The organism is Legionella bononiensis (assembly GCF_016786215.1).
Classification (GTDB): Bacteria; Pseudomonadota; Gammaproteobacteria; order Legionellales; family Legionellaceae; genus Legionella; species Legionella bononiensis.
Genome location: NZ_JADOBG010000022.1, coordinates 68,801 through 83,219 on the forward strand (window position 1 = coordinate 68,801; position 14,419 = coordinate 83,219).

The window sequence follows — 14,419 nt, forward strand, 5'->3', positions numbered from 1 at the left end:
GTTATACTGTTAATATCTAATTAATAAATTAAATAATATGAAATTACTGTTTGATTTTTTTCCCATAGTTTTATTTTTTATTGTATATAAATTTTTCGGAATTTATATAGCAACAGCTGTTGCCATGATTGCATCAATCAGCCAGGTAGCTTTTTATCGATTAAAATTTCAGCACTATGAAAAAATGCATGTGATCAGCCTTGCCATTATTATGGTTCTTGGTGGCGCCACTTTATTTTTTCACAATCCATGGTTTATCAAATGGAAACCAACTGGAATTTATTGGCTATCCGCTCTAGTATTCTTTAGTTCCAGTTTTATAGGCTCTAAACCTATCATTCAAAAAATGATGGAAGCCAATGTAAAGCTGTCTTCTAAAATCTGGCACAGGCTTAATTTTGCCTGGACCTTGTTTTTTATTATGATGGGCGCTTTAAATCTTTACGTCGCTTATTATTATGATACTGATGCCTGGGTTAATTTTAAATTATTTGGTGGAGTTGGATTTACTTTACTGTTTGTACTGATACAGGCTTTTTATTTAACCAAGCATATGGATGAAAATGCGCTGGAAAAACAATAATATATAACAGAGTCTTCATCTACGATGATGAAAAATAAGTAGGAGCTACGATGAGACTATTACTTGTTGAAGATGACGAACTACTTGGCGATGCTGTGAAGACTGGTTTAACCCAGTTTGGATATATTGTTGATTGGTTAAAAGATGGCGAAGCGGCTCGTGCTGCTTTAAAATCAGAATCATTTGAATTGATCATTCTGGATTTGGGGTTACCCAAATTATCAGGCCTATCATTATTGCAAAGTACCCGACACGATGGCAACGCCACACCCATTATTATTTTGACTGCCCGTGAATCTGTAGAAGATCGTGTAAAAGGTCTGGATAGTGGTGCCGATGACTATCTCGTCAAGCCTTTCGATTTAAATGAACTAAGCGCTCGTATTCGAGCCTTGGTAAGACGATCCCAAGGTCGAGCCGATTCCGTTCTGCAATATAGAAATATCACCCTGGATCCCGCAGCACATTCTGTCTTGGTCGATGACGTCCTCGTTAATGTACCTCGTAGAGAATTTGCTCTGCTGCAAAAACTACTTGAAAATAGCGGTCAGGTTTTATCTCGTGAACAGTTAATGCAAAGCATCTATGGCTGGGAAGAAGATGTAGACAGTAATGCCCTGGAAGTGCATATACATAATTTGCGTAAAAAACTTAATGCTAATTTTATTCGGACTATCAGAGGTGTTGGCTATATGGCTGAAAAAAATGATGGTGTTATTATATCGTGAAATCGTCTATACGAAAATTTCTATTAATTAACCTGCTACTGGCTATCACGATCACCACCACTCTTACCGCTATAGGTAACTACTACCTGGATCAAAAGGATATTCAAGACCACCTGGATACCTTGATGGCAATTTCAGCTTTGTCTTACCAGGCTTTATTAGGAGATGATCTTCATCAACGTCCTCTGATAAAAATTCAGGATGCTCTCGAAACCATTCCGCAAAAAATCGATGCCTATTACCAAAAGCGATTTTTAAACGATGAACCCCCGGAAAACTATCTCGATAAATTTAATTTCCAGGTTTGGACAAACGGCGGAAAACTATTATTACATTCATCTACGGCACCCAAGGTTCCATTAACTTCTGAAATAGACGGATTCAGTGATAAAAAAATCGCCGATCAAAATTGGCGTGTGTTTACCACTTATAATGATAAAGCAGGCATTCGTACCGTTTTAGCAGAGCGATATGATACCCGAAATGAACTGGGTCATCGCATAGCGCAGGATGATCTTTACATCATGCTGCTTACATTTCCCCTATCTGGATTATTGATTTGGATTATTATTGGTAGAGGATTAGACAGCCTGGATAAAGTAGCAGAAGAAGTAGCCAACCGTGCGCCCTCTCATTTGGAACCCGTCGATTTACAGGAAGTCCCAGAAGAAATTAAACCAGTAATAGATGAATTGAATAAGTTATTTTATCGGCTAAAAGAAGGTTTCGAGCGAGAAAAGCGTTTTGCTGCTGACGCAGCGCATGAATTAAGAACTCCTCTTGCCGCTCTCAAAGCGCAAGCACAAGTCGCGCTTAATTCAAATGATATTGAAGAAAAAAATCAGGCGCTGCAAAAATTAATCGCCAGCGTAAATCGCAGCACTCATATTGTTCAACAGCTATTAACTATGAGCAGACTCGTACCAGAGGCTACCAGTTTTCATGATGAAGATGAAGTCAATTTAAGTAAGCTTACTCGTGAAATATTAGCTATGCTGGCGCCATCAGCGGTTGAAAAACAGATAGAATTAGAATTTGAAAGTGATGATAACATACCCAAAATTCAAGGAAACCCAACAGCATTAGGTATTCTAATTCGTAATCTGGTAGATAATGCCATTCGTTACTGTGGCGAAAATGGACGAGTTATTGTTCGTCTTATTAAACAAAATAATGAATTGGTCCTTGAAGTTGGGGATAATGGCCCCGGAATTCCTCCTGAATTACAGGCCCGTGTTTTTGAGCGATTTTTTAGAGTATTGGGAAATAAAAGTCCTGGTAGTGGTCTTGGGCTGGCCATAGTACAACAGATTTGTGAATTGCATGGAGGCAGAGTTGTTCTTGATTCACCAAAAACAGGTACTGGCCTCATTGTAAAAGTATACTTACCTCTTAAGTCAAAAAACCGAATGATACAATAATAATGTAACTGGCTCATTCGAAAGTTTAATCTACAGAATCAAGGATGCTTATTTTCAATCGTGTGTTCTGCAGTTAATAACTCATTCAAATCAGCGCCAATAATCGGATCATTTAACCAACCACTAACACCTGCACTCAAAGTACCAGTAGTCAGTACTGCCTTATCTCTCTCACTTAAAACACGATGCTCCGGGTTTTCAAGTTGTTCTAGCAGGTGATCGATTGCAGCGAGTTTTTCTGATTTGCTATAACCGCTTAAGCCAAAAAAGCTACCTGCATATTCTATTAAACCCCAGGAATACTCGGTTGTTCTGGAACTGGTAGCATCGATGTAAGGCCTTAAACTTTCTCTAAACCGTTCAATTGCGGCAGATCGAGGATGTTCAGATTGCGATTCTTCAGGCCCAGGATCCATTACTGTTGCAATTGGCTCCGCGCGAGGTTCTGTTTGAATTTCTGCTATGGATTGAGAGGATGTATTTTCTGCATTGATCTGTATTTCAATCAAGCGTATTTTTTTTTCAAGAGCAGCAATTTGAACTGGTAAATTTTTAGAAATATTGATTAACCGAACAGTGGGACCGAATTCATGGGCATAATAAATCAAACTTCCTTGATCAATTCCACTCAATTCGGAGTTTCTAAATTGTTCCATTGCATGTTCTTTCTCTGAAATTAAGGATGAAGCAAGGGCTTTATCAACTAGCACAGCTAAATCTTTGTATTCCTGTTCAAGCTCAATTAATTTGTGCATAACTAACAACCAATATGATCAATATATATTCAATATGAGTTTAGCAGGTAATTCTTAAGTGAATATTAAATTAAATAACATCATCATAAATTCCGCTTGTAAAGCTATTATGCTTGTATTCATTAATAAACAATCAGTGATATTGACTATTCAATGATACAGGTAATCAATTATATACTGTAAACCCGAAAAATAAGGGTGCTGGTTACATTACAATTAATCTCGGAGCTGAAGTTGCAGAAATTCATCATTGACCTAAAACAGAGACTTGAATCACAGTAGAAGTTAACACACTGATTCAATAAAACAGCCGAATGATACAAGAAATAAATACCCGTACCATTCGCTTAAACGTATTCGAACAAATCAGATCATCTGATTAATTAATATAATTTCAAACAAAGCAGTTTATCTGATTGTAATACTCTTTATGAACCAGATGACTCTTTAACTTGATTCGCTTGTGATTGTTGAGCAGCGTTAGCTTTAGCAGCATTAGCTTGAGCAGCGTTAGCTTGAGCAGCGTTAGCTCGGGCAGCATTAGCTTGAGCAGCATTAGCTCGGGCAGCATTAGCTTGAGCAGCATTAGCTTGAGCAGCGTTAGCTTGAGCAGCGTTAGCTTGAGCAGCGTTAGCTTGAGCAGCGTTAGCTTGAGCAGCGTTAGCTTGAGCAGCATTAGCTTGAGCAGCATTAGCTTGAGCAGCATTAGCTTGAGCTGCATTAGCTTGAGCAGCGTTAGCCTGAGCAGCGTTAGCTTGAGCAGCGTTAGCTTGAGCAGCATGTGCTTTTGCAACATGAGCATGAGCAGCATTAACATTAGCTTGAGCGGCATTAGCATGAGCTTGGGCTGCTTTTGCATGAGCTGCATTTGCTTGAGTAGCATTTGCTTTAGCAGCATCAGATTGATTCGCTGTAGCATGTACGGTAGATGCTAAAAGTGCTGTTGCAGCAATACCTAAAATACGTTTCATAAACACTCCTGTATATTATTAAGTTATAGTCCATTGGCCGACCATGATTTATCTTAAAATCATAGTCATAACAGCTTATAGGATAATGAGATACTTCTCAAGAGAGACTGTTTTTAGCCATGACGGTTACATTTAAATAAATTAAATTAGCACAAAGAACCGAGCCGCGACCGTTAGGAAGCGGAACATTAAGCGATGATATCTCTTATCACATCCCAAAGCACCCCACTCAAAGCCTGAGTTACTATGTTTCTTTGACAAACAAAATCCAGGTGAGTATACATTAGATATATAGATCACTTTATGAACAACAGTTGGCTATGATAACTGAAGACCCATTTGCAAGATTAGCAGCAACTTCAGAAAGTGAAATGTATAGAAAACCTGTTCTGACAGGAAAAGTTCCGACGACCCCGAGAAGTATGTATAAGGCAATGAATGGGGGCGACATTGCTTGCAGCGTATATCTTTAAAACTATCAGACCAAACAGGGGCTTTCGAACACGTTAATTCAATTCAGGTCATGATCTCATAGAGAGAATCTGCAAGGACTCACGTATTAACTGTTCACATGTTTTAATTCCATCATCAATTTTATTAACCACTTTCAAAGCTTCCTGTGGCTTATAACCCAAAGCCTCCAAAGCACTAATGGCTTCATCCTGGCTGCTCATCTTATGCTTTAGTTGATGCATGGAATCTGATTGAACTTCTCCGAATTGCTTAATGCTGTCCCTCATTTCAACAACAAGCCGTTCTGCTGTTTTTTTACCTATACCAGGTAATTTAGTTAAAAGCGCCGCATTTTCCTGATGTATACATTGAATAAATTCATTTGGTGAAATACTGGATAACACTGCCATTGCCAACTTTGGACCTACGCCATTTACTTTAATCAGGGCACGGAACAGGGATCGTTCCTGTTTATCCAGGAATCCATAAAGCAACAAGGCATCTTCACGAACTACTGTATGTATATGAAGACCGACAGCAGTCGCCGATCCTTCGAGCTGGAAAAACGTATTTAATGAAGTCTCTACATCATAACCAACGCCATTGACATCCAGGACAATTTTTCCTGGTTGATGTTTATCTACAATGTGTCCATTCAGCCAACCAATCATCGTGTACGTCTCCTTCGTGTATACCCTTTTTTACGAACGGCAGCAGCTAATCCGTTTCGCATATGACTATGACATATCGCAATTGCCAAAGCATCTGCTGCATCATTTTGAGGTGAACTGTTCAGCATCAGTAAGTGTACCACCATATGGTTCACCTGATCTTTTTCGGCTGCACCATAACCCACTACAGTCTGTTTCACTTCCCTTGCAGAATACTCACTGATTTTAATACGGTGGGAAGCAGCAGCAACCATTGCAACCCCCCTTGCCTGCCCCAATTTTAACGCTGAATTGGGATTCTGATGCATAAAAACCTGTTCTATTGCAACTTCCGTAGGCGAATACTCATCCATTAATTGGCAAATTCCATCATAAATCTGTAATAATTTTTGACTTAATTCACCATCAGGCGAAGTACGTATACAACCGCTATCAACATATTCAATCGTGCGGTTTGTTTCCCTGATCAGCCCATATCCAGTAATCCGCGATCCCGGATCTATCCCTAAAATAATAGTCATTAATTCATGGATTCTAATAAGTTTTCTGAAAATTCAGCATTACTGTATACCTCTTGAACATCATCCAAATCTTCAAGCATGTCGATTAATTTAATCAAGGACTCAGCAGTTTCATCATCAATAGAAATCATGGTTTGTGCACGCATGGTCAGATGAGACTGTTCGATCTCCAAATTAGCGTTTTGTAATGCATTCAGTACACTATGATAAGCTTCAACGGGTGTAATTACTTCAATTTGTCCATCCTCAACAGTGACATCTGAAGCTCCTGCATCAATGGCAAGTTCCATCACCTGATCTTCAGATTGACCCGCTGCCATAAGAATTTCACCTTGATTAGCAAATAAATAGGAAACCGAACCATCAGTTCCAAGGTTTCCACCGTGTTTCGTAAATGCATGACGGACTTCTGAAACGGTTCTATTTTTATTATCGGATAAACAATCAACCAGAACAGCAATGCCGCCTGGGCCATAACCTTCATAACGCATAGCAACCATGGCATCACCATCAAGGCCGCCTACTCCACGCTTTACAGCATTATCTATGGTATCACGCTTCATATTCGCATTCAGCGCCTTTTTTACAGCATCCCGTAAACGTGGATTTGTCGACTCATCGCCACCTCCCATGCGGGCAGCAACGGTAATTTCACGAATTAATTTAGTAAATATTTTCCCTCGCTTGGCATCCTGTACTCCTTTACGAAACTTAATATTTGCCCACTTACTATGACCTGCCATTGCTTCACCTCTAACCCAATAATTAATTACCTTGATTATACATCGCTCCATCGCTAAAAAGAACGTCTAAAACATCATTCACTCTCGACATTTTGAACTTTTTTAGACTATGCTAGCCTGTTCAGTAAAAAACCCTTAAGGAGACTTACAGTGTATATGCAAGGATTTGGTAATTATCATCAAAGTGAAGCCGTAAATGGTGCATTACCCTTAAATCAAAATTCGCCTCAGCACTGTAATCTGGGACTTTATGCTGAGCAGTTAAGCGGTACAGCCTTTACACGCCCAAGGCATAATAATCTTCGCAGCTGGCTCTATAGAATACTTCCTTCAGTAGCTCAAGGAATTTATTACCCCTATGAACGAAACGTCACACACCCATTTAATGAGGAACAGTCACCCAATCCTTTACGCTGGTCACCTTTATATACCAGCTCACAGATCGAGTGTAATTTTATTGACGGCTTATTTCATATTGCTGGTTCCGATAAAGTGAATGCATATATTTACCATTGTAATCAATCCATGGAAGATAAATATTTTGCTAATAATGATGGCGAAATGTTATTCGTACCCTATCATGGTGAAATCAATCTGCACACGGAATTTGGTACACTCAACTTATGTCCAGAGCTCATTGCAGTCATACCGCGCGGGGTCAAATTTAAAGTTGAGCTAATAAGTAAAGAAGCTAAGGGTTACCTTTGTGAAAATCAGGGAAGCCCTCTGACCCTTCCTCAGTTAGGTCCAATTGGCGCCAATGGATTGGCGAATCCCCGTCACTTCCAATATCCTGTTGCTTCATTTGAACAAAATACCAAAGAGAGTACTTTAATATGCAAACATCAAAATAAACTTTGGTTTGCTGTAAGTGATCATTCGCCTCTTAATGTAGTTGCCTGGCACGGAAATTATGCTCCTTACAGCTATAATTTAAATCTGTTTAATACTATAAATACTGTAAGTTATGATCATCCCGATCCGTCCATATTTACTGTACTGACCTCTGAAAGTGATACGCCAGGGGTAGCCAATTTGGATTTCGTCATTTTTCCGCCACGCTGGATGGTAGCAGAACATACCTTTAGACCTCCCTATTTTCACCGCAATTACATGAGTGAATTCATGGGACTGGTGCGTGGAGAATACGATGCTAAAAAAGAAGGTTTTTCCCCCGGGGGAGTCAGTATCCATAATGGCATGACACCGCACGGACCAGATCATGTATCTTATGATAAAGCTTCGTCACTGGAACTAAAGCCCGAATACTATGATTCTTTAGCATTTATGTTTGAAACAAAAGACGTGTGGCTGGTTACGGAGCAGGCTATCCATAACCCGGCATTTCAAGCAGATTACGCCAAATGCTGGCAGGGATTTAAAGTGGATTTTAAAACAGAATAATGGATATAAATAGCTAATTGCTCTTTGCTAAACTCTCAATTTTAAATGTAACATTTTAATCGTTTTAAGATCCCCTCATCCGCCTTCGGCACCTTCTCCCTCAGGGAGAAGGTAATTCTAGTGGGATCTTGTTATATTTAGAATTTAGAATTTAGAATTTTGTTAAAAATAAATTAAAACTAATATGTAATCCCCGCTTTCGCGGGGATTACATAGTTCGTTAAGATCCAAAGTGTAGGACATCGAAGTAATGATAAATCGAAAGTTAGATAAATTGTTAATCAGAGCTTTTGTAAGTATCCAGGAATCACTGTTTTCTTCTATTCATCTAGAAGAGATCCTCCTGGGTTAAACCTACCCGTTCCAATAACGTTCTTAATGTTTTTAATGCCTCAACCTGAATTTGACGTACCCGTTCACGAGTCAAATCAATTTCTTTGCCCACATCTTCAAGTGTTGCCTTTTCAAACCCTCTTAGACCAAATCGTCGGGCTATCACTTGCTGCTGGTTTTCAGTTAATTTATCTAATAAAGATTCTATATGGAGACGAAGATTCTCATTAGTTAATAATTCGGCTGGATTCACGCTGTTTTCATCAGCGATTGTATCCAACAGAGATTTGGTTTCATCAAAACCTATTGGCGTATCAACTGAAGTTACTTTATCGTTTAAACCCAACAGTTTTTGAACATCTTCCAATGGTTTATCAACCATTTCAGCGATTTCTTCAGGTGAAGGTTCATGATCGAGCTTTTGCGTTAATTGTCTTGCTGCCCTTAAATAGACATTCAACTCTTTGACTACATGAATTGGTAAACGAATGGTTCTCGTTTGATTCATGATAGCTCGTTCTATAGTTTGTCTGATCCACCAAGTGGCATATGTTGAAAATCTGAATCCACGGTTGGGATCAAATTTCTCTACGGATTTCATTAAACCCAAATTACCTTCTTCTATCAAATCAAGTAATGGCAATCCTCGATTGAGGTAACGGCGAGATATCTTAACAACCAAACGCAAGTTCGATTCAATCATCTTCTTACGTGCCGCTACATCACCCTTCAAAGCAAGAGTTGCATAGTGAACTTCTTCCTCGGCACTTAGTAATGGTGAAAACCCAATTTCACTTAAGTACAGTTGGGTTGCATCCATCGCCTTAGCAATATTTTTGCCTCGGTGAAAAGAAGGAAAAGCAACATCATCACTGAAATCAGGTAGATCAAGAAGTTCCTCGTCCTCTGATTTATCGATAACCGATTCAATATCATCCTCGATTAAAAGCGAATCATCATCGGGTTCAGCCCACTCTTCTTCCTTGATTTCCGTCTCTTTTATTGGCTCATCTTCCTCGCTCATTGTATCACCTATAATGTTTAGCCCCGTTTCGAAATGTTTATTCCTTCTCAACAAGTCTATTGTTGCTATAACTACAAGTTATATGTCAACCTTTTTGTAGATAATTCAATGGATTGACTGGTATACCCGCCTTTCTGATTTCAAAATGAACACCCCAATACTTACGTTCAATCATTCCAGCCTCTGCTATCACTTGTCCTGCACTAACTCGCTGTCCTTCCGAAACCAGGTTTCTGGAATTATTTCCATAAGCTGTTAAAAACTCATTATTATGTTTGATAATTATTAAATTACCATATCCAGCTAATCCACTTCCAGCATAAGCAACTACGCCACCAGAGGAAGCGCGAACTCTGCTCCCTTTAGTACATGCAATATTTATGCCTTTTTTACCCTGATCAGGAACAAATGAGGTCACAACCTGACCATTAACCGGCCACAGCCATCCAGAACGTGAACCAAAGCGCGAGAAAACAGTAGGTGAGTGGATCACTCTCTGCGGACGTCGGGTAACTGGTTGCGTGTATCTCGGAGTATAAGCTTTCCTGACTGGATAGGTTGTTCGCCCGACACCTTGAACATTCAAAACTTGACCTACTCTTAAAGAAAATGGTGGTCGTAAATGGTTTAACTGAGCTAGTTTTCTATAATCGGTGTCGTAACGAAATGCTATTGCATAAAGAGTCTCACCACGCCGAACAGTATGAGTTTTTTGATATTTGGAATAGGGTTGCCATTTTAACTCAGTTACCGGTGCCAGGTCATTTCTTGCCCCACAACCGGCAAGAATTATCAGGAGGAATAGGCAAAAAACTCTTCTGCATAAATTTAGCATTATAAAAATCTCAAATTAATCGACATAAACAAAATCAGGTATTGGATTTAAGCCTGTAAATGCACTCCAGAAAGCAAGTTGGATAATTGATCAAACAACTTATAATTGGTCATATCCAGATGAAGTGGCGTTATAGAGACAAAGCCTGAATTAATTGCATGAAAATCTGTTCCCGGCCCTGCATCTGCTTCCAAGCCTGGTGGTCCAACCCAAAAAATGGGTCTACCTCTTGGATCATAATCTTTAACTATGGGTTCAGCGCCATGACGTGTACCCAGACGTGTTACTTGTAATCCTTTAATCTGATCCAATGGTAAATTTGGAACATTTACATTGAGTATCGTTTGAGATGGAAGACTGTTAACACTGAGTTTCATAACCAGTTGACGGGCTATAACAGCCGCAGTTTGATAGTGCAGGTTCGAATCGCCTACCATGGAGATTGCTATGGCAGGCAATCCAAGGTAACGCCCCTCCATGGCTGCGGCAACCGTTCCGGAGTATAAAATATCATCTCCCAGATTGGCGCCTTCATTTATTCCGGAAACGACCATATCGACTACAGGTTCTAAAAAACCGGTTAATGCAAGATGAACGCAATCAGTAGGAGTCCCCTCAACACTGTAATACCCATTATCTAATTTCTTTATTCTAAGGGGATCTCTCAAAGTTAAAGAGTTACTAGCGCCACTTCTATTTCGGTCTGGTGCGACGACTTCGACCTCAGCAGTTCTGGCAAGCTCTGTGGCCAAAACTCTAATTCCAGTTGCCGATACACCATCATCATTACTTACTAAAATTCTCATCATCAACTCTCAGGTGATTCCAACCATTTCACTACAGCAAGATAGTCAGCTAAATCGTGTTCATTTTGTGCTAAAGAAGCCTTTAATTCAGTATTCACTCCACCAGTGTTTAACTGCTGCTTTTGCTTGGCAATAGTTTGCTGAATGGCCAGAATTTTATTACCAAAAGCCTGTGGATTTAATTGCAATTGATAGGCCAGACTATTCAAACGATTACCCAGTTGCTGAATTTGCTCGCAGGTCAAACCAGCTGGTTGTTTTTCAGGACAGGACTTAATCGCCATTTGTAATTCTTTAGGATTGGACCGATAATAATGTTCGCCCCGCTCATTACAGGCCGTTAATCCCATTATAATGAAAATCATCACCAGGTACTTATTCATTCACAACCTCTTGATGTAGACTACAAAAAGCCGATATTATCACCAGTCAGCAAGTAACGCTATCTTAAGAGAATACCACATGCTTGATTTTAAATTGAATCGTGACGCACAAACCGGTGAGTTGTATATAGAGACCGCTTTATGTGGTAAGCCTTTACTGACTACACCACAATTAAATAAAGGCACTGCTTTTACTAATGAAGAGAGAAAGGAATTTGGTTTATTGGGAAAACTTCCCAATCGTGTAGAGACTCTGGATGAGCAAGTAAAACGAGCTTATTTACAATATTCAACCTATACAACTCGATTGAAACAGAATATTTATCTAAATAATCTGCATGATAAAAATCAGATTGTTTTTTATAAGTTGTTAAGCCGGCATTTAGCTGAAATGCTGCCAACGATTTATACGCCAATAGTAGGCACCGCAGTGAAACGCTTTAGCCATGAGTACAGGCAGCCCAGAGGTCTTTATATTGCTCATTCTGATAAAAACCAGATTGAAGAGATAATCAATAATCGCTCCAATCCGGAAATAGATCTCATTGTCGTAACTGACGGGGAAGGAGTTCTAGGTATTGGTGATCAGGGGATAGGAGGTATGGATATCCCGGTAGCCAAACTCATGGTCTATAGCTTATGCGGAGGCATCGATCCAACACGAACTTTACCCGTATTTCTTGATGTAGGCACCAATAATCAGGAATTATTAGATGACCCAATGTATCTTGGATGTCGCCATCAACGCATTGACAGCTCTGAATACGATAGTTTTATCCTGACCTTCGTCACCGAAGTGCATAAACAATTCCCCAATGCCTTTCTTCATTGGGAGGATTTTGGGCGTGGAAATGCCAGACGAATATTGGATCAATATCAGGATCAATTATGTACTTTTAATGACGACATTCAGGGAACTGGCGCAGTCACTCTCGCGGCATTGCTGGCTGCCTGCGACGTCACCGGAACAAAGCTTCAGGATCAACGAATTGTTGTATTTGGCGCAGGCTCTGCAGGTACGGGTATTAGTGATCAGATTATCGATGCAATGGTTCGAGATGGTCTGACTGTCCAGGAAGCACATCAGCGATTTTGGTTAATAGACAGACAAGGTTTATTACTTGATACCGATATGGATTTGACGGATGCGCAAAAACCTTATGCACGAACAGCAGAGGATATAGCATCATGGGCAATTAATGAAAAACAACATCCATCGCTCACTGATACTGTGCGTCATGTAAAACCCACGATCTTGATAGGCTGCTCTGCTCAGACTGGCGCCTTTTCCCAGGATATCATTGAAAGCATGTCGGCACATTGTGATCGCCCCATAATTTTCCCTCTTTCTAATCCAGATGAAAAATGTGAAGCGCAACCGGCAAATATTTTAGAATGGAGTCAAGGAAGAGCACTTATAGCCACAGGAACCGCATTTCCTCCTATTGAATTTCATAACCGTATGGTTCAGGTAGCCCAATGCAATAATGCCTTAGTATTTCCAGGCATAGGTCTGGGAGTCCTGGCAGTTAACGCTACACGATTGACTAAAGAGATGATTCTGGCTGCATCCAAAGTACTGTGTGATTTTGCACCCAGTAAAAAAGACAGTTTCTTGCCTTTATTGCCTTCTCTGGATAATGCTCAAACTGTAGCAAAAGCAATTGCTGTTGCTGTAGCTCGCTGTGCTATTGATTCTGGATACGCCCAAAAAAATCAAGACGCAGATTTGGAACAATTGATTAATGATATATTTTGGGAACCACGATATTTACCCTTTAGAAAAGCAAAACATCAATAACAAAGAGAATCAAGTCATCCTGAACGAAGTGAAGGATCTCCAAACGCTGGCACAATGCCAGAATCAGGAGATCCCTCGCTTCTCTCGGGATGACGGTTGTTTGGCTACAGCCCAGTTACGTCATCCTGAACGAAGTGAAGGATCTCCAAACGCTGGCACAATGCCAAAGTCAGGAGATCCCTCGCTTCTCTCGGGATGACGGTTGTTTGGCTAGGGATTCACAAAATTAACGATAACAGTCTGTATTTTTCCGGGTACCTTTTCCCAGGAACGAGCATAGCTGAACACCATTTTAGTTGATTTAGGATACGTTTTACCTTTATTCAAAGCAAAGGTAAACGTCATTTCTCCTCCAGCTCCAATCAAATTGGTTTTAGGTCGTTGATACTGACTGCTCGTTAAAGTTAATAAGTCCTTATCATACTGATCCACAGACCACTGAAATCCAGTAGTTGGGTTTGCTGCCAAAGTAACTTCAAAACTGGCCACATTATTATCAACATCCATCGTTAAATCATCAGCTGCATTCGCGATAATTGAAATACCCATTAATAAGCAACCTAATAATATGTTCATCATTATTCCCTACCTGTCTCATTATGTCATTGTCATGGATTTCTATTGGCGTTAATGGTTTGCAATACTCCTGAATTAAAAATTAATTCGTATTGAAATTCAGCCGATGATTTTTGATAAATCCAGGTTTCTATGGTATTTGTTCCCACCCCTATTTGATATCCGTATTGATTGAAAATAGGAACGGACTGCTCATAAACCTGCTTATACAATGGCTCACCGCATTTAAGGAGTATGTTATACTGGTTGTCCCCTTCATACACTAATTTATCTCCACATCGCATCGCCAATGCATTGGTGAAAACAAGGTGACTCAACACCATAGCCAAAAAACAATTTCGAGCAAACATCATATGCTCCTGCGTCTGAGTTATGAATGCATTTCTCCAGGGTTGATATGAAACTCCTCTT

16 protein-coding genes are annotated in these 14,419 nt (G+C 39.8%); 5 read left to right on the forward strand and 11 right to left on the reverse strand.

The window, feature by feature from the left end; translation table 11 throughout:
- Positions 1-37 precede the first annotated feature (37 nt).
- Genes IZU94_RS14035 through IZU94_RS14045 form a run of 3 tightly spaced genes read left to right on the forward strand, consistent with a single transcriptional unit; the run spans position 38 to position 2,732 of the window.
- Complete coding sequence (locus tag IZU94_RS14035; RefSeq protein ID WP_058475281.1) at positions 38-583, forward strand: septation protein A; 546 nt, start codon at positions 38-40, stop codon at positions 581-583.
- Positions 584-633: 50 nt separating this feature from the next.
- Positions 634-1,311: a response regulator gene (locus IZU94_RS14040; RefSeq protein ID WP_058475282.1), complete on the forward strand. Its 678-nt coding sequence runs from the start codon at positions 634-636 to the stop codon at positions 1,309-1,311.
- A complete protein-coding gene (locus tag IZU94_RS14045; protein ID WP_203111864.1) occupies positions 1,308-2,732 on the forward strand; it encodes an ATP-binding protein in 1,425 nt (474 codons plus the stop codon). Before IZU94_RS14040 ends, IZU94_RS14045 begins: the two co-directional genes overlap by 4 nt.
- 38 nt (positions 2,733-2,770) lie before the next feature.
- On the opposite strand, the gene ceg19 is transcribed toward IZU94_RS14045, so the two are convergent.
- From ceg19 to IZU94_RS14070, 5 genes are all read right to left on the reverse strand, one after another.
- On the reverse strand, positions 2,771-3,487 hold the full coding sequence (gene ceg19 / locus IZU94_RS14050; protein WP_203111867.1) for a Dot/Icm T4SS effector Ceg19: 717 nt from the start codon (positions 3,485-3,487) through the stop codon (positions 2,771-2,773).
- A gap of 428 nt (positions 3,488-3,915) precedes the next feature.
- Positions 3,916-4,458, reverse strand: coding sequence for a hypothetical protein (locus tag IZU94_RS14055; RefSeq protein ID WP_203111870.1), 543 nt, complete (start codon positions 4,456-4,458; stop codon positions 3,916-3,918).
- A gap of 521 nt (positions 4,459-4,979) precedes the next feature.
- Positions 4,980-5,582 (reverse strand): Holliday junction branch migration protein RuvA, encoded by a 603-nt coding sequence (gene ruvA / locus IZU94_RS14060; protein ID WP_203111873.1) that lies wholly within the window; start codon positions 5,580-5,582, stop codon positions 4,980-4,982.
- Complete coding sequence (ruvC, locus tag IZU94_RS14065; RefSeq protein WP_203111876.1) at positions 5,579-6,103, reverse strand: crossover junction endodeoxyribonuclease RuvC; 525 nt, start codon at positions 6,101-6,103, stop codon at positions 5,579-5,581. The genes ruvA and ruvC overlap by 4 nt, the downstream gene beginning before the upstream one ends.
- A complete protein-coding gene (locus tag IZU94_RS14070; protein WP_203111880.1) occupies positions 6,103-6,846 on the reverse strand; it encodes a YebC/PmpR family DNA-binding transcriptional regulator in 744 nt (247 codons plus the stop codon). Before IZU94_RS14070 ends, ruvC begins: the two co-directional genes overlap by 1 nt.
- A gap of 150 nt (positions 6,847-6,996) precedes the next feature.
- On the opposite strand from IZU94_RS14070, the gene hmgA reads away from it, so the two are divergent.
- Entirely contained in the window at positions 6,997-8,250 is a 1,254-nt protein-coding gene (gene hmgA, locus IZU94_RS14075; RefSeq protein ID WP_203111883.1) for a homogentisate 1,2-dioxygenase, read from the forward strand.
- 328 nt (positions 8,251-8,578) lie between these two features.
- Here the strand turns inward: hmgA and rpoS are convergent, their stop codons facing one another.
- The 4 genes from rpoS to IZU94_RS14095 all read right to left on the reverse strand — a co-directional run bounded on the left by rpoS (position 8,579) and on the right by IZU94_RS14095 (position 11,631).
- Positions 8,579-9,607 carry an RNA polymerase sigma factor RpoS gene (gene rpoS, locus IZU94_RS14080; protein ID WP_058475291.1) on the reverse strand — a complete coding sequence of 343 codons (1,029 nt, stop codon included), beginning with the start codon at positions 9,605-9,607 and terminating at the stop codon, positions 8,579-8,581.
- An 85-nt stretch (positions 9,608-9,692) separates the two neighbouring features.
- A complete protein-coding gene (locus IZU94_RS14085; RefSeq protein ID WP_203111886.1) occupies positions 9,693-10,442 on the reverse strand; it encodes a peptidoglycan DD-metalloendopeptidase family protein in 750 nt (249 codons plus the stop codon).
- Between the two features lie 47 nt (positions 10,443-10,489).
- Entirely contained in the window at positions 10,490-11,248 is a 759-nt protein-coding gene (gene surE, locus IZU94_RS14090) for a 5'/3'-nucleotidase SurE (protein WP_203113355.1), read from the reverse strand.
- A gap of 2 nt (positions 11,249-11,250) precedes the next feature.
- The gene (locus tag IZU94_RS14095; RefSeq protein ID WP_203111890.1) at positions 11,251-11,631 is read right to left on the reverse strand and encodes a hypothetical protein; all 381 of its coding nucleotides are present in this window, start codon (positions 11,629-11,631) and stop codon (positions 11,251-11,253) included.
- A 79-nt stretch (positions 11,632-11,710) separates the two neighbouring features.
- Between IZU94_RS14095 and IZU94_RS14100 the strand changes: the two genes are divergently transcribed.
- Positions 11,711-13,432 carry an NAD-dependent malic enzyme gene (locus tag IZU94_RS14100; protein WP_203111893.1) on the forward strand — a complete coding sequence of 574 codons (1,722 nt, stop codon included), beginning with the start codon at positions 11,711-11,713 and terminating at the stop codon, positions 13,430-13,432.
- A gap of 210 nt (positions 13,433-13,642) precedes the next feature.
- Here the strand turns inward: IZU94_RS14100 and IZU94_RS14110 are convergent, their stop codons facing one another.
- Positions 13,643-14,008 (reverse strand): protease inhibitor I42 family protein, encoded by a 366-nt coding sequence (locus IZU94_RS14110; RefSeq protein WP_203113358.1) that lies wholly within the window; start codon positions 14,006-14,008, stop codon positions 13,643-13,645.
- A gap of 32 nt (positions 14,009-14,040) precedes the next feature.
- Positions 14,041-14,361: a DUF2845 domain-containing protein gene (locus IZU94_RS14115; protein WP_238400449.1), complete on the reverse strand. Its 321-nt coding sequence runs from the start codon at positions 14,359-14,361 to the stop codon at positions 14,041-14,043.
- Positions 14,362-14,419: the final 58 nt, after the last annotated feature.